Annotated in this window: 16 protein-coding genes; 9 read left to right on the top strand and 7 right to left on the bottom strand. The window is 58.0% G+C overall.

What is annotated here, in order from left to right:
- Positions 1-70 precede the first annotated feature (70 nt).
- The 5 genes from IDH41_RS23800 to cyoA form a co-directional block, all read right to left on the bottom strand.
- On the bottom strand, positions 71-1093 hold the full coding sequence (locus IDH41_RS23800; RefSeq protein ID WP_190865578.1) for a GNAT family N-acetyltransferase: 1023 nt from the start codon (positions 1091-1093) through the stop codon (positions 71-73).
- A gap of 167 nt (positions 1094-1260) precedes the next feature.
- Complete coding sequence (gene cyoD / locus IDH41_RS23795) at positions 1261-1593, bottom strand: cytochrome o ubiquinol oxidase subunit IV (RefSeq protein WP_190865576.1); 333 nt, start codon at positions 1591-1593, stop codon at positions 1261-1263.
- Between the two features lies 1 nt (position 1594).
- Positions 1595-2242 carry a cytochrome o ubiquinol oxidase subunit III gene (cyoC, locus tag IDH41_RS23790; RefSeq protein WP_190865574.1) on the bottom strand — a complete coding sequence of 216 codons (648 nt, stop codon included), beginning with the start codon at positions 2240-2242 and terminating at the stop codon, positions 1595-1597.
- Entirely contained in the window at positions 2242-4212 is a 1971-nt protein-coding gene (locus tag IDH41_RS23785; RefSeq protein WP_190865572.1) for a cbb3-type cytochrome c oxidase subunit I, read from the bottom strand. The genes cyoC and IDH41_RS23785 overlap by 1 nt, the downstream gene beginning before the upstream one ends.
- Positions 4213-4235: 23 nt before the next feature.
- Positions 4236-5213, bottom strand: coding sequence for a ubiquinol oxidase subunit II (gene cyoA / locus IDH41_RS23780; protein WP_190865570.1), 978 nt, complete (start codon positions 5211-5213; stop codon positions 4236-4238).
- A gap of 384 nt (positions 5214-5597) precedes the next feature.
- Between cyoA and IDH41_RS23775 the strand changes: the two genes are divergently transcribed.
- Positions 5598-7421: a polysaccharide deacetylase family protein gene (locus tag IDH41_RS23775; protein ID WP_190865568.1), complete on the top strand. Its 1824-nt coding sequence runs from the start codon at positions 5598-5600 to the stop codon at positions 7419-7421.
- 67 nt (positions 7422-7488) lie between these two features.
- Here the strand turns inward: IDH41_RS23775 and IDH41_RS23770 are convergent, their stop codons facing one another.
- Positions 7489-7770, bottom strand: coding sequence for a hypothetical protein (locus IDH41_RS23770; protein ID WP_190865566.1), 282 nt, complete (start codon positions 7768-7770; stop codon positions 7489-7491).
- Between the two features lie 277 nt (positions 7771-8047).
- A complete protein-coding gene (locus IDH41_RS23765) occupies positions 8048-10147 on the bottom strand; it encodes a transglycosylase domain-containing protein (RefSeq protein WP_190865564.1) in 2100 nt (699 codons plus the stop codon).
- A 201-nt stretch (positions 10148-10348) separates the two neighbouring features.
- Here IDH41_RS23765 and speE point away from each other — a divergent pair, with 201 nt between their 5' ends.
- The 8 genes from speE (at position 10349) to IDH41_RS23725 (ending at position 22449) form a co-directional block, all read left to right on the top strand.
- Positions 10349-11176: a polyamine aminopropyltransferase gene (gene speE, locus IDH41_RS23760; RefSeq protein WP_190865562.1), complete on the top strand. Its 828-nt coding sequence runs from the start codon at positions 10349-10351 to the stop codon at positions 11174-11176.
- Positions 11177-11211: 35 nt separating this feature from the next.
- Positions 11212-12081 (top strand): agmatinase, encoded by an 870-nt coding sequence (gene speB, locus IDH41_RS23755; RefSeq protein WP_190865560.1) that lies wholly within the window; start codon positions 11212-11214, stop codon positions 12079-12081.
- A gap of 165 nt (positions 12082-12246) precedes the next feature.
- Positions 12247-13806, top strand: a complete 1560-nt coding sequence (locus IDH41_RS23750) for a response regulator transcription factor (protein ID WP_190865558.1) — start codon at positions 12247-12249, stop codon at positions 13804-13806.
- A gap of 13 nt (positions 13807-13819) precedes the next feature.
- On the top strand, positions 13820-15595 hold the full coding sequence (locus tag IDH41_RS23745; RefSeq protein ID WP_190865556.1) for a sensor histidine kinase: 1776 nt from the start codon (positions 13820-13822) through the stop codon (positions 15593-15595).
- A gap of 178 nt (positions 15596-15773) precedes the next feature.
- The gene (locus IDH41_RS23740; protein WP_190865553.1) at positions 15774-17072 is read left to right on the top strand and encodes an ABC transporter substrate-binding protein; all 1299 of its coding nucleotides are present in this window, start codon (positions 15774-15776) and stop codon (positions 17070-17072) included.
- Between the two features lie 136 nt (positions 17073-17208).
- A complete protein-coding gene (locus IDH41_RS23735) occupies positions 17209-18084 on the top strand; it encodes a carbohydrate ABC transporter permease (protein WP_190865551.1) in 876 nt (291 codons plus the stop codon).
- A complete protein-coding gene (locus IDH41_RS23730) occupies positions 18077-18895 on the top strand; it encodes a carbohydrate ABC transporter permease (RefSeq protein WP_190865549.1) in 819 nt (272 codons plus the stop codon). Before IDH41_RS23735 ends, IDH41_RS23730 begins: the two co-directional genes overlap by 8 nt.
- Before the next feature lie 494 nt (positions 18896-19389).
- Positions 19390-22449 carry a glycoside hydrolase family 2 TIM barrel-domain containing protein gene (locus IDH41_RS23725; RefSeq protein ID WP_190865547.1) on the top strand — a complete coding sequence of 1020 codons (3060 nt, stop codon included), beginning with the start codon at positions 19390-19392 and terminating at the stop codon, positions 22447-22449.
- Positions 22450-22561: the final 112 nt, after the last annotated feature.

Raw genomic sequence — 22561 nt, 5'->3', positions numbered from 1 at the left:
CTCCCAAACGATATCTTCTCAATACGCATTAATAGTAAGTCGTATCCATAGCGTAACATATCGAAGAGGTTTAGGGAATGTTTTCCATAACGTCGAACGATTGCAAAACGTGCTCGAGCGGAGCGACGATCCGGTACGCTCCGCGAAGCGGCTCATACCCGAGCTTACGATTGATTTTCAAAATCGGCTCGTTGAGCGAGTCGTTATCGGTCCGAATATAAGCGGCGCCCTTGTCTTGCGCCAGCCGCACCGCTCTCACCTTCAATGCGGAGCCGATGCCTCTTCCGCGATAATCCCGGCTTACGCCCGTATATTCGTGGTACATGCCTCCCGTCTGCGCGTTAAGCAGCACGTTCGTGAGCCCGACGAACCGGTCGCCGTCCGCGGCAATGATGACGCGTTCCGGGGCGTAACCGTCGACCTGCAAATACCATTTGCGCCACTCGTTGAAATCGGGCATGTCGCCCAGGAAGCTCGGAATGTCCCGCATCGATTCCTCGTATACCCGGAACAGCTTCCGCTCGCTATTCTCGCCGGGCTCGTCGGCCAGCGTCAGGAAGCGGATGCCCGGCGGCTCCGTGAAGCCCGACAACGCGCGCTCCAGCCGTTCGTTATCGCCGCCAAGACGAAGCAGCGATTGGTAGGCGTGCCGCTCGATGACGAACCCTCTTCTTCGCGCGAAACCGATTGCGGCTTCGTTGTCGTCCCATACTTCCGCCAGCATCGCGGAAGCGCCGAGGCCGGATGCCCATTCCGCCATGTGCCGGAGCAGCAGCTTCCCGGCGCCTCGGTTGCGGCAGGCTTCCGCCACGACGAGCGTGTTGCACAGGTAGCCCGGCTCGGTCCACGGCGCTCTCCACGACCAGGCGTATCCGATAATCTCGCCGTCCTCCGTCACGGCAACTCGCCGCTCCCGGTCGTAGCCGGCCAGCAGCCCGTTCTCGTCCATCCACGTATGCCCGACCTCATACAGCTTCTCGTCGGCTTCGTGCAGACTGTCGGCCGTCGACGGCTCGGACCAGACCGTATTCAGCAGCCGCGCGATGGCCTCGTAATCCTCCGGCAGCCGCAGCGCTCTAAGCGTAATGTTCATTCGTATCGCCTCCGTCTCGATGATCTTGCTTCTGTCTCCATGAGTATGTCATGCGCGGAGGCGGCAGCGGTAGGGAGAGTTTGCTTATAGTCGTTTTTTAAGCGTGACGAAAAAAAGGCTGCGCCGGGTCGTGTTATAACCCTGCGCAGCCTATGATCCATGCCGGTTTAAGTCGCTACGGCGTTGTACGTCATAATCCAGATGGAGCCGGCGACGATCGTCACCAGGATGACGAGGCCGAAGATGAGCGCCATCAGGTTGAAGCGCGGCTTCTCTTCGTCGCGAATGTGCATGAAGAAGAGCAGCTGCACGAGGAACTGTAGGACGGCCATGACGAGTATGACCGCAATCGTCGCCGTCTTGCTCAGCAGATCGTTCATGACGACGACGAGCGGAATAATCGTCAGAACGATCGAGAACAGGAAGCCGATGACGTAAGACTTCAGCGACCCGCCGTGCGAGCCGTGCCCATCGCGTGCTTGCGTGTTGTGCTTATCCATCCTACATCACCCCCATCAAGTAAACGATCGTGAAGACGAAGATCCATACGACGTCGAGGAAATGCCAGTACAAGCTGATGATGTTCACCTTGCGCGTCGTGACCGGCGTAATGCCGCGGCGGCTAAGCTGCAGCATCAGCGCGACCATCCAGACGAGGCCGACCGAGACGTGCAGCCCGTGCGTGCCGACCAAGGTGAAGAAGGCCGACCAATAAGCGCTTGTGCCGATCGTGGCGCCTTCGTGTACAAGGTGAATGAACTCGGTCACTTCCAGGTAGATGAACGCCGCTCCGAGCAGCGCGGTGATCGCGAGCCATAGAATAAGGCCGCGCTTGTTGCCCTTGTTCATCTCCAGGACGGCGACGCCGCTCGTGAAGCTGCTCGTGAGCAGGATGAACGTCGAGGCGATGATGCCGTTCAGCTCGATCAGCTCCGCGCCGGTCGGGCCGCCGTCCGTATTGAGACGGAGGACGACGAACGTCGCGAACAAGGTGCCGAACAAGATGACGTCGGTGATCAGGAACAGCCAGAAGCCGAACGTCTTGAGCGATTCCTGATCGTGATGCTCCTCATGATGCCCGCCGGCATGGCCGGCCCCGTGGCCGCCGCCATGCGCGCCGGCGGCGGACTTGGTCGTTGCATGTGCCATTATTTTGTCCCCCTTAACGCAGCTTCCGTCCGCTCGATCTCATCGACCGGAATATAGTAGTCGGTATCGTAAGAGAACGAGCGGGCGAGCATGCATGCGATGACGCCGGCCAGGCCGAGCACGATCATCCACTTCCAGTCCCATACGAACCCGAAGCCGGCCGTGAACCAGCAGACGGACATGATGAACGGAATGCCCGAGTTTTTCGGCATGTGGATCGGCTCGAGCGGCGCAAGCGGCTCTTCGGGCTCGCCCTTCGCCCGGCGCTGCTTTCTCTCCCACCAGTCGTCCTGGCTCGTCACCCGCGGCAGGCGGGCGAAGTTGTAGAGCGGCGCCGGCGACGGAATCGACCATTCGAGCGTACGGCCGTCCCATGCGTCCCCGTCCTTCTCTTTCTTGTAGAACTTGATGCTATGCGCGATTTGCCATACTTGAAAAATAAACGCGAGACCCATCAGGAAGGCGCCGACCGTGGACACCACGTTAAGCGGCTGCCAGCCCATGTCGAAGTCGTACGCATTGACACGTCGCGTCATGCCCATGAGGCCGAGCGCGTACTGCGGCATGAAGCATACGTAGAAGCCGATGTTCCAGAACCAGAACGCCCATTTGCCGATGCCTTCGTGCAGGCGGAAGCCGAACATTTTGGGCCACCAGTAGTAGAGACCCGCAAAGTAGCCGAACACGACGCCGCCGATCAGCACCTGGTGGAAGTGCGCGATCAGGAAGTAGCTGTTATGGAATTGGAAGTCCGCCGGCGCGACCGACAGCATGACCCCGGTCATCCCCCCGACGACGAAGCACGGGATGAAGGCGACCGCCCACATCATCGGCGTCGAGAACGTAATGCGGCCGCGGTACATCGTGAACAGCCAGTTGAACACCTTCACCCCGGTCGGGATCGCGATCAGCATCGTCGTGATGGCGAAGAACGCGTTCACGTCTGCGCCGGAGCCCATCGTGAAGAAGTGATGCGCCCAGGTGAAGAACGAGAAGAAGCTGATCGACATAAGCGCGAACACCATCGATTTGTAACCGAACAGCTTTTTCTTCGAGAAGGCCGACACGACCTCCGAGAAAATGCCGAACGCGGGCAAGACGACGATATAAACTTCCGGGTGCCCCCACATCCAGATGAGGTTGATGTACATCATCGGATTGCCGCCGCCATCGAGCGTGAAGAAGTGGGCGCCCAGGTAACGGTCGAGGAACAGCAGGAACAAAGTAACGGTCAGAATCGGGAATGCAAAAATAATGGTGATGCAGGACGACAATACCGACCAGACGAACATCGGCATTTGCATCAGCTTCATGCCCGGCGCGCGCATCTTCAGGATCGTCACGATGAAGTTGATCCCCGTCGCCAAGGAGCCGATGCCGGATATCTGTATGCCCCAAATATAGAAGTCCTGCCCGAGGCCCGGGCTGCCCGACAGCTCGGAGAGCGGCGGGTAAGCGAGCCAGCCCGCGTCCGGCGAGCCGCCGATGACGAACGATACGTTGAACAGCATCGCTCCGAAGAAGAACATCCAGAAGCTGAGCGAGTTCAGGAACGGGAAGGCGACGTCGCGCGCCCCGATCTGCAGCGGGACGACGATGTTGAACAAGCCGAACATGAGCGGCATCGCCATGAACAGGATCATGATGACGCCGTGCGTCGTGAAGATCTGGTTATAGTGCTCGGCGTGCAGGAAGTCCAGCTGCGGAGCGGCAAGCTGCACGCGCATGAGCAGCGCGTCGACGCCGCCCCGGAACAGCATAAGAATAGAAGCGATAATATACATGATGCCGATTTTTTTATGGTCGACGCTGGTGAGCCATTCGGTCCAAAGCCATTTCCATTTTTTGAAGAAAGTGAGCGCGAAAATAATCGCGACGATCGATAATCCGATCGATACTTGAGCCCCTAGAACAAGCGGATCGCCGGTAACGAAAAACTCGGAAGCGAAATCTTTTATTTTATCTAGCATGGGGGGTCTCCTTTCGTTATGGGCTAATGACCCGCATGATTGCCCGCGTTATGATCGGAATGACTCTCTTCGCCGCCGTCTTCCGCCGCCGCTTCGTCTTCATGGCCGGCCGGCTCCGATGCCGCGCCGCCGTGATGCTGATGGGCGCCGCCGTCGCCGTTCACGTACTGCCGGACGACCTGGTCGAACAGCCCTTCCGGGAAGCTGGAGAACATCATCGTGTCCGACGAGCCCGGCTCGGTCAGCTCCTCGTAGCCGGCCAACGTCAGCGCGGGAGACGTTCCTTTCACTTCCTCGATCCACGCCTTGTAATCCGATTCCGACGTCGCGTCCACCTCGAACGTCATCTTCGCGAAGTCCTTGCCGTTGAAGTTCGCGCCGGAGCCGTAGTAGGTGCCCGGTTCGTCGGCTTGCAGAAACAGCGTCATCGCCATGCCGGACATCGTGTAAATTTGGCCGCCGAGCTGCGGGATCCAGAACGAGTTCATCGCGGTGTCCGACGTCAGCTGGAATTTCACCGGCACGTCCTCCGGTATTTTAATGTAATTGACCGTTGCGATGCCTTCCTCCGGATATTTGAACAGCCACTTCCAGTCGAGCGAAGTTACTTGTATCGTTATCGGCTCCTTCTCGGAAGCGATCGGCTTCGAAGGCTCCAGGTCGTACGTGTATTTGATCGTAATGCCCCCAAGAATGAGGATGATGACGATTGGGATGCCCCACCAGATCACCTCGAGCTTCGTGCTGTGCTCCCATTCCGGCTTGTAGGAGGCTTTGCTGCCGGGTCTGTCTCGGTAGCGCCAGATGATGATCGCCGACAGGATGAGCACGGGCACGATGATCACCGCGCACAGCAGCGTCGTGATATAGATCAGATCCTTCTGCGCTTCGCCGATCGGACCTTTCGGGTCGAGGACGATGAATTGTTCGCCGCAGCCGGAAAGCGTCAAGGCCATTAGCAAAAGTACTACGGGTGTCATTATACGGATATACGGTCTCATATTTCGTTTCACTCCTCAAAATGACTGCTTACGATTACAATAGCAGATCCTTCGCGCGATAACTGCCCGGTTAACAATTACGTCAACAATTTTTCTTAATTCCGCCAAAGTTTGTTCACCGCTTCGACAACAGTTATTTTTTGCATGCCTCCGCGTCTTCGAATGCATCCGCAAGTATTTCCGATCCGCAAGCTTCCGACCGTCAAAAACGCTTTGTACGCATTCCGCCATATTTGATTTTCGCCCATGCAGCCTGCCGAATCCGGTCCTACCGAGCGAAAAAAGATATGAGACAAATATACTAGATACGAATATAATTTGATCAATATTTACTAGATAAATAGTCTCATATTCTTGCAGTAAAAGTCGGGGGTCGTCAGGAGAATGAAAAAGATCATATTGGGAATGCTGGCGCTGCAGCTTGCATGGCTTCACTTGTTTGCAGCCGGCGCGTCGGCGGCGGCGAATCGCCATGAAGCCGAAGCGCGGCTGCTGAACGAGCTGGGATTGTTCGAGGGGACGGAGGCGGGACTCGAGCTTGACCGAAGGCTCACGCGGGCCGAGGGGGCGGTGATGCTCGTTCGGCTGATCGGCAAGGAGAAGGCCTCCCTGACCGTAACGGAACCGCTGCCTTATCGCGACGTGCCCCAATGGGCGTATCCGGCGGTCGCCTATTTGCACGCGAGCGGACTGATCAACGGCATATCGGCCGGACAGTTCGGTTCAAGCACGTACATAACCGCTTCGCAATACGCGACCATGATGGCGCGCGCGCTCGGGTACCGGGAGGATCGGGGGGATTTCAAGCCGAATCAGGCGCTCGGCAAGCTGGTGCAGCTGAATGTCATCCCGGACGAGAAGAACAAGGAGCTGTCGGCGCGAACGTTCACCAGAGGCGACGTCGCCTGGCTCTCGTATCATGCGCTGCAAGCGCCCTTGAAGGAGACGGGAAAGACGCTGGCGCAGCAGCTGATCGAGCAAGGCGTCATTGCTTACGAGGCGGCGATGGAAGCCGGACTCATCGATCACGCACCGGTCCTGCTGGAGGATTCCGGCGGCATACGGGTCACCCGGCCGAGCTACGGAACGCTGAATGTCGTCATCCGCCGCGGGGAACTATACGCTCCGCTTGCCGCTGAATACGCATCCGCCGCGCTTCGGACGTACGACGAGACGGTCCGTTACGAGCAAGCGGCGGCGGCGTTGAAGAACGGAAGCTTCGATTACGGGGAGCTGCTCCGGACGGGCAGGCTGACGGACGAGCATCCGGTGCCTGGCGATCAATCGGCGAACCGGTTCTACTCGCGGCCGCTAACGCTCGGAGCGTCACCTTTGCTGGACCGGGATACGCAGAGACAGTTCGGTTACGTCCTCGTCTTCTACGACGATCGCCGGAAGCCGGTCTACTACATGCACGAGAAGCTTCCATTATTAGAAACGAAGCTCAGCTCGTCCCCGAAGATCGCCGCGCTTATGTATCATCACTTCTCCGAGAAGGAGGAGCAGAGCAGCGTGACCGTTCATCCGGAGAGGCTGAGAAGCCAGCTGCGCGCGCTGAAGGCCGAAGGCTACGTGCCCATCCGGCAGCAGGATCTTCTGGCGTTTCTGCAGGGGGATCAGCAGGTGAAGCTTCCGGAGAAGTCGGTCATCCTTACCATCGACGACGGTTACGAAAGCAATTACGAGCTGGCCTATCCCATACTCGCCGAGGAAGGCTTCTATGCGACGATATTCGTCATCTCCTCGTTCAGGGGCAGGACGCCCGGCGTCATCCCGCATTTCTCGTGGGAGAAGGCGCTGGAGATGTACCGGTCGGGCTTCATCGACATCCATAACCATACGTTCGACGCCCATTTCTACGGCAGGACGGCAGGAGGGAAGGGACCGGCATTGACGTCGCGCCTCTATGTGAACGACCGGTTGGAGACGAAGGCGGAATACGAGAAGCGGATTTTCGAAGATTTGCGGCAATCCCGTTCCATGATCGAGAAGAACGTAGGCAACCGGGTATTCGCGCTCTCCTATCCGTATGGCAGCTATAACCGCTCGGTCATCGCGGCCGCGGTGTCGACCGGGCATTCGCTTATGTACACGACGCGGGAAGGCTTGATTCGGAAAGGGACGGACCCGTACGCGCTTCCGCGGATTAACGTGGACGGCGGCTATTCGGCGGAGGACTTATTGCATCATATTCAATCGTTTCATTAGACAACAAAAAACGACGCAGCTGCCTGCGAGGCGGATGCGTCGTTTTTTTGTGATTTGTCAAATCCGGTTACTCGTCACCCTGGTCGATCTTCGGCGTCTCCTGGTGAAGCCGCGCATGCACGAGTCCGATCGCGGTTCCGATCACGTAAATATGAACGCTGCCGATAAGAAAGCCGATGCCGACCATAAGTCCGACGTTCTGATCGCTGAAATGGCTGAGGTTGGCTACGCAAAGCACAACGCCGACGATCAGGACGGCCCACGCGATGGCGGTCATCGCTTTGACCAGCCGCTTGACATCCGACTTCGTCGGTCCCGTCTGGCTGATTGTTGCTGTTTTCGTCGTCATAATGAACACTCCCGATGAATTGTAAGTGTTTTCTTATGTTTACTATATCACATTTTTTCGAATTTGTTCAAAGAAAATTCACTTTCTGATCATAATTCGGACAAAAATCGGCGCTTGACCGGGAAGGAGGCGAAGAGGGAGGCGATTGTCCCGGCGTTAATGGGCCACGTCAATTTCGGCGATTCTCATGGAATCGGCACGAAAAAAACCTCCGGCTTGCGCGCTTTCGTTCCGATCGAAAGCGCGCGCCGGAGGTTTCTTAATACCGGGCTATTCGTTAATCCGTCCACCAGCGCTTGAAGTCGTCCCACCAAGAACGCCGCGCCTTGGGCGAGCCTTCCTTGCCGTTCGTACCGGATGGGTCCGCCGCCGGCTCGCCGCATACCTCCTTCGGCTCGGTGCCGATGAGGAATGTCTCCGGCCGCCTGTCCGGGCAAGTCGCCGCGGCCAGCCTGCCGCTGGCCGGATCAACGTCGACGGTGACGACGCCTTGGGGTACCGGGAACATCTTCGGAGGCACGGTGGCGAGCGCCTTCTCCGTGAAGCGCGCGAAGATCGGCGCCGCTCGGTAAGCCTCCGCGACCGTCAGCTTGCGGTCCTTGTCGTAGCCGACCCATACGGCCGTCGCCAGCTCCGGCGTGTAGCCGACGAGCCAGGCGTCGGACGGGGTCGTGCCCGTCTTCCCGGCGACGGGCCGCTTAATCGCCGAGGAGACGCGGTGGGCGGTGCCGCCCTCCTCGAAGACGCTCTGCATCAGGCTCGTCATGACGTAAGCCTCGGCGGGCGAGATGACTTGCTCGGCTTCGCGGCTCGCTTCATATAAGACTTGGCCTTTGCGGTCTTCGATCCGGGTAATCGCGATCGGCTCGACCCGTACGCCGCCGGCGGCGAACGTGCCGAACGCGGAAGCCATCTCGAACGGGCTGACCGGCGATGCGCCGAGCGCGAGCGACGGAACCGGCTGCAGCGGGCTGTCGATGCCCAGCTTGCGCGCGGTGTCGATGACGGCGTCGGCGCCGACGGTCATGATCGTGTTGACCGCGTAAATGTTATCCGAGCTCGCGAGCGCTTTGCGCATGTCGATGTAGTCGTTCGCGTACTTGTCGCCGTAATTGCTCGGCTCGTACGTCTTGCGCCCTTCGTCGTACGTGAAGACGGTCGGCTCGCTCTTGAAGCGCGTGACGGGCGTCATGTAGCCGCTGCGCAGCGCGGTCAGGTACAGGAACGCCTTGAAGGAGGAGCCGGGCTGGCGCGTGCTCGCGAAGACGCGGTTGTATTGGTTCTTCTTGTAGTCCCGTCCGCCGACCATCGCCTTGATGTAGCCGCTGCGCGGATCGATCGCGACCAGCGCGGCCTGCTGCTCCGAGCTCTCGGGAACGCCTTTCGCGATCACTTCCTCCGCCACTGCCTGCATGGCGGGATCGAGCGTCGTATGGATCGTAATGCCGCCCTCGTTCAGCAGCTGCTCGTTGATGCCGAGCTTGTCGACCGCGACGTAGCGGATATAGTCCCGGAAGTAAGGGGCAAAGCCCTCTTGCTGCCCGGCGCCGAGCGGCCGGAAGTCGAGCATCTCCGCATAGGCGGCGTCGGCTTGCTCCGCCGTGATCGAGCCGCCCTCCAGCATCGCCTGCAAGATCGTCAGCTGCCGGTCCTTCGCCGCTTTCATGTTCAAGTAAGGGGAATAATATTTCGGCCCCTTCGGAATGCCGGCGAGCATGGCGCTCTCCGCCAGCGTAAGCTCGGAGGCGTGCTTGCCGAAGTACATCATCGCCGCCGCCTCGATGCCGTACGAGCCGTGGCCGTAATAGATCTGGTTCAAGTACATGCCGAGAATTTCGTCCTTGGAATAATTCATCTCCAGCTGGACGGTGTACATCGCTTCCTTCAGCTTGCGCTGCCATGTCCGCTCGTGCGTCAAATACAAATTGCGCGCCAGCTGCTGCGTGAGCGTGCTTGCCCCCTGCCTCGCGGACATGCTCTGGACGTTGACCATGACGGCGCGCGCCATTCCCTTCATGTCGAAGCCTCGATGCTCGTAGAAGCGGCGGTCTTCGATCGCCAGCGTCGCGTCGACGACGTAATGGGAGATCGAGGAGAGCGGCACGGAGCGGCGGTTCTCCCCGGCATGGAACGTATCGATAACGTTGCCGTGCAGATCGAGCATTTGGGACGTCTGGCTGATGGAAGCGGCGGGCAGCGACTGCGTCCTTAAATAGATAAGGGTGCCGGCCAGAACGAGCACGACGACCGCGAACGCGGCGGCCGCCAGCTTCAGCCATTTTTTCATATGGAGAACATGGGATAGAAACCTCTCGGCTATAATAGGAAAAGCGGGCCGGCGCCTCGTCTTTCCTTGCCGCCTGGAAGGCTTGTTCATGGAGTCGTGCTCCCTTCGGGTGACAAAAATTCGCAATTGATCGGCTTTTCCTTAGTATGGAAAAAGCGGATACCCGCTATTCACGGGGACGCGGCGGCGGCCTATTAATTTTTTGCGGAGGGGCTTGGAAAAGGTTGCTTTTTTGAAGCAATTCACTATAATACAGGTTGAACCATTGAAGGAAAGAAGGGATATATCGACATGGAATTGTGGTATACGGAGAAACAGACCGAGAGCTTCGGCATTACGGCGAAGATTACGAAAACTTATGTAAACGAACAAACGGACTTTCAACAGCTCGATATGATCGAGACGGAAGAGTTCGGAACGATGCTGGTGCTCGACGGCATGGTCATGACCACGGTGAAGGACGAGTTTGTCTACCATGAGATGGTTGCTCATCCGGTTCTGTTCACGCATCCGAATCCCGAGCACGTGCTCGTAGTGGGCGGCGGCGACGGCGGCGTTATCCGCGAAGTCATGAAGCACCCTAAGGTGAAGAAAGCCGTTCTTGTCGATATCGACGGAAAAGTCATCGAGTATTCCAAAAAATATTTGCCTACGATTGCCGGCGAGCTCGACAACCCCCGCGTTGAGGTGCTCGTAAACGACGGCTTCATGCATATTCATGATCACAAAAACACGTACGACGTCATTATGGTCGATTCCACCGAGCCGGTAGGCCCTGCGGCGAACCTGTTCACGCGCGGCTTCTACCAAGGCATCTACGAAGCGCTGAAGGAGGACGGCATCTTCGTCGCGCAGACGGACAACCCTTGGTTCAAGGCCGACCTGATCCAAAGCGTGAACAAGGACGTGAAGGAAGTGTTCCCGATCGTGCGCGTGTACGGCGCGAACATCCCGACGTACCCGAGCGGCCTTTGGACGTTCACGATGGGCAGCAAGAAGCACGACCCGCTCGCCGTCGACGAATCGTCCATTCCGGAGATCGAAACGAAATATTATACGCCGCGCCTTCACAAGGCCGCATTCGTGCTGCCGAAGTTCGTCGAAGACCTCGTGAAATAAGGACGGCTACGCCATAGAAAGAGAGGACAAGCCTCATGAAATTGGATCAAAAATATTCCGGCAACGTCTTCATCCTGAGCTCCGACGACTACGAAGCGTCCAAAGCGGTCATCTACGGCATGCCGATGGACTTCACGGTCAGCTTTCGCCCGGGCTCGCGCTTCGGTCCTCCGCGCATCCGCGAGGTATCGATCGGGCTTGAAGAGTACAGCCCTTACCTCGACCGCAGCCTTGAGGACATCGACTATTTCGATGCCGGCGATCTGCTGCTGCCGTTCGGCAACGCGCAGCGCAGCCTCGACATAATCGGCGATTTCGTGCGCGGCGTCCTGGCGGACGGCAAGATGCCGCTCGGCCTCGGCGGCGAGCACTTGGTATCCTGGCCGATATTCCAGGAAGTCTACAAGAAATATCCGGATCTCGCGATCATCCACTTCGACGCTCACGCCGACCTGCGCGAGCAGTACGAAGGAGAGCCGCTGTCGCACTCGACGCCGCTTCGCAAGGCGGCCGGCCTGATGGGCGGCAAGAACATTTACCAGTTCGGCATCCGTTCCGGCTCCCGCGAGGAATGGGCGTATGCGCGCGAGAACATCAACTTCCACCCGTTCGAGGTGCTGGAGCCGCTGAAGAAGGTGCTTCCGGAGCTGGCCGGGCGCCCGGTTTACCTGACGATCGACATCGACGTGCTGGATCCGTCGGCGGCGCCGGGCACGGGCACGGCGGAAGCGGGCGGCATTACATCGAAGGAGCTGATCGAAGCGGTTCACGCCATCGCGCGTTCCGGCGTGAACGTGGTCGGCTGCGACCTCGTCGAGGTGGCGCCGGCTTACGATCCGACGGAGCAGACGCAGATCGTGGCGGCGAAGGTCATCCGCGAGATGCTGCTCGGCTTTTTGAAGTAATACGCAATCGAACAATGAGCCCGATTCCGGCCGAGCGCCGGGGTCGGGCTCTTCGTGCTGCGCCGGCGGCCGCTCCGCGAGAGCGACGGCCGTTTTACACATGCGGGGCCGGACAGGATATACTAAAGCTACTTTCATGTAGGTTGCCGGGAGGGATCGTCCGAGATGACGTTACAATATTGCAAGGTGCTGATCGTGGATGACGAAGTGTTGATCAGGCAGGGCATCAAGCATTTCATGAACTGGGAGCAGGAAGGCTTCCATATCGTCGGCGAAGCGTCGAACGGGAAGGAAGCGCTGGAGCGGATCCGCGAGCTGCGGCCGCATATCGTCCTGACCGATATCGTCATGCCCGTCATGGACGGGGAGGAGCTGACCAAGCAGATTAAGCTGCTCTACCCCGAGATCGAAGTGATCGTGCTGAGCAGCTTCGGGGAATTCGACTACGTCCGGTCAACGTTCCAGAGCGGCGTCGCCGATTATATCCTGAAGCCGAAGCTGGACATGCAGCATCTGCTGGCGGTGCTGAAGCTGACGGCGGACAAAATTCCGGGCCTGCGGCCGGTCGAAGCGGAGAGCGGCTACCGCTTCTCGCCGGACAGGCTGATGGAGAGCATGCTGTCCGGTTATACGGCGGAATACGAGGAGGAAGAAATCAGGGCCGTATTTCCGCATCCGTGGTTTTGCCTGTTCGGCGTGAGCCTGCAGGGCTTGCGGGAGAGATGGCTGGCCGGTTACGAGAGCTTGACGCAGCAGGTCGAGAAGAAGATCGAAAGCCGGCTGCCGGGGGCCGCGTACCGCCTGCTGCCTACGGGCGAGAACGTAGCGGCGCTGCTGCTGAACGTCGAGCGCGGCGGCCTGGACGGGCTGCCCGGGCTGGCAAGGGAAATCGCCGGCATCGCGGCGAACGCCGCTCCGGAGACCGCCCTTGCCGTCAGCGAGCCGTTCGCCGAATTTTCGCGGCTCGGCGCGGTTTACAGAGACAGCTTGCTGAAGCTGCTGGATTACGCGTTTTTTTTGCCGGGGAAGCGCGTTCTGATCGATAATGAGCTGCCCGAACCGCAGCCGGCTCCCGAGAGCTTTCATTTGAACCGGTTCACCGACGAGTTCAAGCGGGAGCGCTTCGGGCAAGCGTTCGCCGATTTGCGCGGGCATGTCCGGGCGATGGCCGGCAATTACAAAACCGACGTGTTCGAGTTCAAGTCGTTTCTGGGCAATCTTATTTTCAACATGACCGTGCTGCTCAGCAACATGGGCTATGACGTCAAGGAGCTGGAGAAGAACAAATACGCATATTTCAAAGCGATCGAGGATGCCCGAAGCGCGGACGAAGCGATCGCGAAGCTGGAGGCGTTCATTGCCGAGGCGGGCCGAAGCATCGAGGGCAGGGCCGCCCATGCCGGCAACGCGAACATGAAGCGGCTGCTCGACTATATCGACGAGCATTACGCGGAGCCGCTGAGCCTGACGGAGATGGCGAAGCATTTTCATTTTAACCCGTCGTATCTGTCCAGCTACTTCTCCACCCATCATGACGAAGGCTTCATCGATTACTTGCACCGGGTACGGACGGAGAAGGCGGCGGAGCTGCTCCGCAGCGGGGAAGCGACGATATCGGAAATCAGCGGCATGGTCGGGTATTCGGATCACAGCTACTTCACGAAGGTGTTCAAGAAGCTGACGGGCCTGTCTCCGAGCCGCTACCGCAGACAATATATGAAATAGAGAAGAGATGGTTATGAGACGATTACTGGATCGCTTTAAATATAACGGGCTGTTCGTCAAAATGTTCGTCATCATGGTCGTCAGTCTCGTAACCGTATCGGTCACGACGACGTGGACGACGATCAATACGTCGGAGCGCGTCTTCATGGAGACGTTCAGCATTACGAATTCCAAAGTCATCGAGCAGATCAAGAGCAATATGGATTCTTTCAATTACTCGATCGTCATCGCTTCCAACAACATGTCGCAGAGCGGCTCGATCCGGGGCTTCCTTACGGAAGGGGACGGCGACTCGATTTCCCGCAACAAAGCCTATTACAGCATGAGCCAGCAGATGAAAAGGTTCATCTCAGGCGTAGACGCCTACGACGTCGGCATTACGATCACGGGCGTGAACGGCCGCAGCTACGCGACGGACCGCTCGTATTGGCCGCTGACCGACGACGAAATCCGCAAGCATCCGATCACGGCCAGGACGCTGGAGGAGCCCAGAAGGCTTATGTATCAGTACGACGACGCGCAGCGCTCCGACAATCCGGAAGCCGGTCCGACGATCGTGGCAAGCAAGGCGCTTATCGACCGGACGACGGATTTCGTATACGGCACGATGTACTTCTCGATCCCGGAGCGGGAGTTCAGGCGATTCTACGAAAGCTTCACGAGCCTCGGCAACGACGTCGTCGTCCTCGACGGGGAGGGAACGATCGTGTCGGCTAACCGGCCGGAGCGGATCGGGATGCCCGCGGCCGATTTGCTGGGGTATGCCAAGCAAATCGAAGACGAGCGGCTTCCTTACAAAGACGCTGACATTATGGGCCACGAACAAATCGTTCTGTCCGAGCACCTTTCCTCCTTCGATTTGTACGTGGTGAACCTGATCGACAAGGAGACGGCGATCGGGCAGCTGATCGACACGAAGACGATCGCGCTGAGCGTCATGGCCATCACGCTCGCGGCGGTCATTATCGTGTTCGTCATCTCGCGCCGGATGACGAAGTCGCTGTCGCGGCTGGTCAAGCAAATTTCGACGATCTCGAAATACGAGTTCGACCATCACGTGACCGTGGGAGGGAGCTACGAAACCCGGCAGCTGGCGCGGGCGTTCAACGACATGCTCGACGAGCTGCAGGAGTACGTGAAGGAGCTCGTTCAGACGCAGAAGCAGCAGCGGAACGCGGAGCTCGAGGCGCTTCAGCAGCAGATCAATCCCCATTTTCTGTACAATACGCTCGCATCGGTGAAATTCATGGTCCAGCAGGGCAGCAAGGAGAAGGCGGCCGAGACGATCAACGCGCTCATCTCGCTGCTGCAGAACGCGATCGGCAATATTAGCGAGACGATACCGCTCAGCCAGGAGCTCGTCAATTTGAAAAACTACGTATTCATCAATCACGTCCGTTACGGAGACCGGATCAAAGTGAACTATTTCATCGCGCCCGATTGCATGGGCTGCCACGTGCCGAAGCTGATCATCCAGCCGTTCATCGAGAACGCTTTTTTCCATGCGTTTAACCGCAAGCCGGAGGGCCATATTTACATTATGGTCGCCCGAGAGGCGGATGCGCTGCAATGCGAGGTCGTCGATAACGGGGACGGGATGGCGGACGCCGTGTCCGGCAGCCCGCTGCCGAGCCCGAAGAGCAAACGGCAATTATTTACGGGTATCGGCGTTCGGAACGTGCACGACCGGATCAAGCTGCTGTACGGGGAAGCGTACGGGGTGACGGTGACCAGCGAGCCGGGAGAAGGAACGAAGGTCAAAATCCGCCTTCCGGCGCTAAAAGAATAAAAATCGTACCAATATCCAAAAATCGTCCAAAATTCGAAAAAGCCGAGAGAGCAATCGATAATAATTTGACAAGTGAAGGTAAAGATAATCCTAACGTCCTAAATCCTCCGAATGCTAAGATGATGGGGTAGGCGGGGAAACGCTTACAGGACAGATAAACAGAGATGGAGGTCTAGACATGAAGAAAATGTTTGCCCTGCTGCTTGCCAGCGTCATGATCCTCTCGGCTTGCGGCAACAACGCCGCGAACAACGGCGGCGCAGATACCGGAGGCGAGGCGCCGGATACGAGCAAAATTACGATTTGGGCTTGGGATCCGAACTTCAACATCAAAGCGATGAACCTCGCGAAGGAAGCTTACGCGGCCGACCACCCGGACGTGACCGTCGACATTATCGAGAACGCGCAGAACGATATCGTGCAGAAGCTGAATACCGGCCTTAGCTCCGGAACGACGAAAGGCTTGCCGAATATCGTGCTGATCGAGGACTACCGCGCCCAGAGCTTCCTGCAAGCTTACCCGGACGCGTTCTATCCGCTGACGGACAGCTTCAAGGCGGCGGATTTCGCGGATTACAAAATCGGGCCTACGAGCGTCGACGGCAAAAACTACGGTCTTCCGTTCGATTCCGGCGTAACCGGGCTGTACGTAAGAACGGATTACTTGGAGCAGGCCGGCTACAAAATGGAAGATCTGCAGGACATCACTTGGGACGAGTACATCGAAATCGGCAAAGCCGTGAAGGAAAAAACGGGCAAGGACTGGATTTCCCTCGATCCGAACGATATGGGCATCCTTCGCGTGATGATCCAATCGGCCGGTTCCTGGTACCTCGCCGAAGACGGCAAAGCCGCCAACCTGGAAGGCAACGAAGCGCTCAAGGAAGCCTTCGAGACCTACAAAAAAATGATGGAAGCCAACATCGTGAAGATTCATGCGGACTGGAGCCAATACGTGGCGAACTACAACAGCGGCGACGTCGCTTCCGTTCCAACGGGCAACTGGTTCACGCCATCGATTACGGCTGCCGCGGACCAGTCCGGCAAATGGGCGATCGCCCCGCTGCCGAAGCTTAGCAAGAACGCCGAATCGGTTCACGCGTCGAGCCTTGGCGGAAGCTCCTGGTACGTACTGAACGTGGACGGCAAAGAAAAGGCCGCCGAATTCCTCGGCGCCACGCTGGGCTCGAACGTCGACCTGTACCAAAAGCTGATTACGGACGTCGGCGCCATCGGCACGTATAAGCCGGCTGCGGAAGGCGACGCGTACAAAGCGCCGAACGAGTTCTTCGGCGGGCAGAATATCGTAGCCGACTTCGCGAAATGGACGGCCGAAATTCCGAACGTGAATTACGGCATGCATACGTACGCGGTCGAGGATATTATCGTCGTGGAAATGCAAAACTATTTGAACGGCAAGGCCATCGACCAAGTGCTGGCCGACGCCCAGAAGCAAGCGGACGCTCAAATCAAGTAAGAACGATTAGACAAAGAAGAACCTTGGAACAGCCGTTTGCCGATGCTTGATGAAGGCGGCAAGCGGCCGGTTTCAAGGTTTATTTTAAAATTGGAGAAGAGAGGAGCTGACCTTGATTGTGAGAGAAGCCAGGGCCATGAACATAAAAGCGAAGACGAACGCCATCAGCTGGGCTTTTATTGCGGTGGCGGTCATCATGATTTGCGCCTTCTATTTCTACCCGATGATTCAGGCGCTTATTATGTCGTTCCAATCGGGAACGGGCACGAACCTGTCGTTCGTCGGCATCGACAACTATACCCGCCTGCTTACGGATTCCACGTTTATCGCGGCTTTAAAAAACACGTTTCTATACCTGATCGTCCAAGTTCCGATCATGATCGTGCTCGCTTTGTTTATTTCGGTGCTGCTCAACGACAAGGACTTGAAGCTTAAGGGCTTCTTCCGCACGGCGATCTTCCTGCCCGCGGTGACGTCGCTGGTCGCTTACTCGGTTATTTTCAAATATTTGTTCGGCACGGACGGCCTGATTAACCTCATGCTGCTGAAGCTGAACCTCATTGCGGCTCCGATTCAATGGATCACGGACCCGTTCTGGGCTAAAATTACGATCATTATCGCCATTACGTGGCGTTGGACCGGATATAATATGATTTTTTATTTATCTGCGCTTCAAAATATCGACGGCTCGATCTATGAGGCCGCCCGCATCGACGGCGCTTCCTCCATTACGCAGTTCACCCGGATAACGGTGCCGCTGCTGAAGCCGATCATCCTGTTCACGTCCATTACGTCGACGATCGGCACGCTGCAGCTGTTCGACGAGGTCATGAACATTACGAAGGGCGGACCGGGCAACGCGACGATGACGCTGTCGCAGTATATTTACAACCTGTCGTTCAAATATACGCCGGATTTCGGCTATGCCGCGACCGTCTCGTATGCCATCGTCATCCTGATCGTCATCTTCTCGATCCTTCAGTTCAAATTGGCAGGTGATAAGAATGGCTAAGCGGATATTTATCTACGTTTTCTTGAGCATCGCGGCTATCGTGTCGATCTTCCCGTTCTTGTGGATGATCGTCAGCTCGACGAACAAGTCCGTCGACGTCACGCAGGGGAGGCTCCTTCCCGGCGGCGCGCTCGGCGAGAACTTGTCGAAAGTGTTCGAATCCGTCGATCTCGTCCCGGCGCTGCTTAATTCGGCCTATATATCGGTCACGACGACGCTGCTCGCGATGCTGATCGCGTCGCTGGCCGGGTACGGCTTTGAAATTTTCAGAACGAAGGCGAAGGATACGGTGTTCAGCATTCTGCTGCTGTCCATGATGATTCCGTTCGCCGCGCTGATGGTGCCGCTGTACCGGATGTTCGGCAGCATTTCGCAGACGGTGCCGGTCATCGGCATCGACACGATCTCGTCGGTCATCCTGCCGACGGTGACGACGGCCTTCCTGATCTTCTTCTTCCGGCAGAGCACGAAGATGTTCCCGAAGGACATGCTGGAAGCGGGACGCATCGACGGCCTTAGCGAGCTCGGCGTCTTCTTCCGCATTTACGTGCCGACGATGAAGACGACGTACGCGGCGGCCGCGATCATCACGTTCATGTCGAGCTGGAACAACTACCTGTGGCCGCTCGTCGTGCTGCAGTCGCCGGAGAAGCGTACGATTCCGCTGCTTATTTCAAACCTCGGCTCGAGCTACTCGCCGGATTACGGCGTCATTATGACCGTTATCCTGATCGCGACGCTGCCGACGGCGCTTGTCTTTTTCCTGATGCAGAAGCATTTCGTTGCGGGCATGACCGGATCGGTGAAGTAGGGGCGCGGGGAAAACAGTGCGAAAAGCGGGAGCGGTGAAGGGCTGCCGCTGCGCGGGCCGTTTGATCCTGCGATCGCATTGAAACCCCACTCTTTTTCGAATAAACGTTTAGAGGTGAAGAATGGGGATTTCAAAAGCGACCGCTGGCGCTTCTTCGGATTCAAACGGCCCTCTCCGCTCCGTTTCATCGCGCTTGAGTGGGGAAGAATAGCGGTGAAGGGCTGCCGCTGCGCGGGCCGTTTGATCCTGCGATCGCATTGAAACCCCACTCTTTTTCGAATAAACGTTTAGAGGTGAAGAATGGGGATTTCAAAAGCGACCGCTGGCGCTTCTTCGGATTCAAACGGCCCTCTCCGCTCCGTTTCATCGCGCTTGGTGGGGAGCGGCTGAGCAGGAGCAAATCCGGTGAAATAGATCCATCAAATCCCGTTATTTTGACCGAGTGAGCTCTTTATTGAAAAAATAAAAGCATATATAGAGTGGGAGAGAACGCAATGAAAGCAACAGTGCCGAGCCTGGACTGGCTTAGCGACGTCGGCGTCTACGAGGTAAACCGGCTGCCGGCCCATTCCGACCACGTGTTCTATGAAACGCTGGAGGAGGCCAAGCGGCGGGGGCCGATGGCGATGCGCCATACGCTGAACGGCGCTTGGAAATTCAACTACGCGGTAAATCCGGCCAGCCGGCCGGTTGATTTTTATAAGGAAGAATTCAGCTGCGCGGGATGGAACGACATCACGGTGCCCGGCCATATTCAGCTGCAAGGCTACGACCGTCCGCAATATGTCAATACGATGTATCCGTGGGACGGGCACGAGGAGCTGCGTCCCCCGCAAGTTTCCGAGGACCATAATCCGGTCGGCAGCTACGTGAAAGCCTTTTTCGTGCCGGAATCGATGAAGGGAAAGCCTGTTTACATTTCCTTTCAAGGCGTCGAGACCGCGTTTTACGTATGGCTGAACGGCAGCTTCGTCGGCTATGGAGAGGACAGCTTTACGCCATCCGAATACGAGCTGACGCCGTATTTGCGGGAGGGCGAGAACAAGCTGGCGGTGGAGGTCTATCAGCGGAGCACGGGAAGCTGGCTGGAGGATCAGGATTTTTGGCGGTTTTCGGGCATTTTCCGCGATGTTTACTTGTATACGGTGCCTGACGTGCACGTTTACGACCTCAGCGTTCGCGCCGAGCTCGACGATACGTTCCAGGCGGGCACCCTACAGGCGGGACTCTCGTTTCGCAGCGCTCCCGAAGCCGGTGCGAAGGCAACCTTATCGCTTTACGATGCCGAAGGCAACCTGGCCGCTTCTTCTTCGACGGAGCTCGGCGGCGTCATGAACGCCACGCTTCGGGTGGTAGTGGAATTGCCTAAGCTTTGGAGCGCCGAGCTTCCGTATTTGTACCGGCTTTATATCGAGATCACGGACGGGTCCGGGCGTACGGTCGAAGCGATTCCGCAGCAGGTCGGCTTCCGCCGCTTCGAAATGGTCGACAAAATCATGCGCATCAACGGCGTGCGCATCGTGTTCAAGGGCGTCAACCGCCACGAGTTCAACTGCCGCAAGGGCCGGGCGATCACGAAGGAAGACATGCTGTGGGACATCAAAACGCTTAAGCGGAACAACCTGAACGCCGTCCGGACGTCGCATTATCCGAATCAGAGCTACTGGTACGAGCTGTGCGACGAATACGGGATTTACGTGATCGACGAGATGAATTTGGAAACGCACGGCTCTTGGCAGAAGATGGGTGCCGTCGAGCCTTCCTGGAACATCCCGGGCAGCAAGCCGGAATGGCGCGATATCGTTATGGACCGGGCGATTTCGATGTACGAGCGGGATAAAAACCATCCGTCCATCCTGATTTGGTCCCTCGGCAACGAATCGTACGTCGGCGATGTGCTGGTGGACGTTGCCCGTTATTTCCGGTCGGTCGACGGCAGCCGCCTCGTTCATTACGAAGGCGTGTTCTACGACCGCAAGTTCACCGAAGCGAGCGACATGGAGAGCCGCATGTACGCCAAGGTGGCGGATATCGAGCAGTATTTGGACAATGACCCGGACAAGCCGTATATCAGCTGCGAATATATGCACGCGATGGGCAATTCGCTCGGCGGCATGAGCAAATATACCGATCTGGAGCGGAAATATCCGATGTACCAGGGCGGCTTCATCTGGGATTACATCGATCAGGCGATCGTGAAGAAGGACCGCTACGGGAAGGAGTTTCTCGCGTACGGCGGCGATTTCGGCGACCGGGCCACCGATTACGGGTTCTGCACGAACGGGATCGTCTATGCCGACCGGAGGCTGTCGCCGAAGATGCAGGAAGTGAAATTCCTATATCAGAACATTAAGCTGATCACGGACCGGAACGGCATTACGGTGCGCAACGAAAATCTGTTCGCGGACACGTCCGGGCTCGTGCTGGAATATACGCTTTACCGCGACGGCCTGAAGCAGGAGCTGCACCTGGTGGAAGCGGTCGTGGCGCCGAAGAGCGAGCTGCGCGTAGCAATCGAGCTGCCGGCTGCGCTGCCGGCGGGCGAATACGCCATTCATGCCGCCTATAAGCTGAGGGAGGGCACGCCGTGGGCGGATGCGGGACACGAGGTTGCGTTCGGGCAGCACGTGTTCCGGGTCGGCGCGGTCGCTTTGAATCCGGAAGGTGGAACGGGCGCAAGCCCGGCCGGCAAAGTAAAGGTCGTGCACGGCGACGTGAACGTCGGCGTTAAGGGAAATGACTTCAGCATCCTGTTCTCGAAGCAGGCGATGAGCCTGATCTCGCTGAGCTATGCCGGCCGGGAGATGATCGCCTCCCCTCCCGCGCCGCTGTTCTGGCGGGCGACGACGGACAATGATCGGGGCTACGCCCAGGGGTATGACGCGGGCGCCTGGTTCGCGGCGAGCTTGACGCGCAAATGCACCGGCATCGAAGTGACGGAAGCCGAAGACGGCGGAAGCGCGACGGTCGCGTATCGCTACGCCTTCTCGATCAGCGACAAGATCGAGGCTCGAGTCGCTTATACGGTGCGCGGCGACGGAAGCGTTCGTGTCAAAGCGGATTACAAGGGAGCCGAAGGGCTGCCGCGCCTGCCGATCTTCGCCGTATCGTTCAAGGTGCCGGCGGATTACGATCGACTGGAATGGCTGGCGATGGGACCCGAGGAGAACTACGCGGACCGCGCGAGCGGCGCCCGGCTGGGCTTATTCCGCGGCACGGCGGCAGGCAACGTGTCCGGCTACGTCGTCCCGCAGGAATCGGGCAACCGCACCGGCGTACGCCGCGTAACCGTGCTCGACGGGGAGGGCAAGGGCATCCGCGTCAGCGCGGCGAACGAGCCCGTGGAGTGCGGCATTTCCCCGTACACGGCGTTCGAGCTCGAGAACGCGCAGCATCATTACGAGCTGCCGGACGTGCACTATACCGTCATCACGGTGGCGGGCCGTCAGATGGGCGTCGGCGGCGACGACAGCTGGGGCGCCCCGGTGCATGAGGAGTATACGATAAAAGCCGGAGAGGATTTGTCGTTCGAGTTTATTATCGAGCGCGTCTAGCCGGGCGAAGACGAAATAAGGCTGACCTGAGCGGATCGGATACGATCCCTTCGGGTCAGCCTTTTGGGCGTTCTATTACCTACTGCGCAGCGTTATTCGACAACATCCCTGA

The organism is Paenibacillus arenilitoris (genome assembly GCF_014705655.1).
In the GTDB taxonomy this organism is placed as follows: domain Bacteria; phylum Bacillota; class Bacilli; order Paenibacillales; family Paenibacillaceae; genus Pristimantibacillus; species Pristimantibacillus arenilitoris.
Note: the sequence above shows the minus strand (reverse complement) of the source record. Positions and strands in the feature narration are given on the sequence as shown.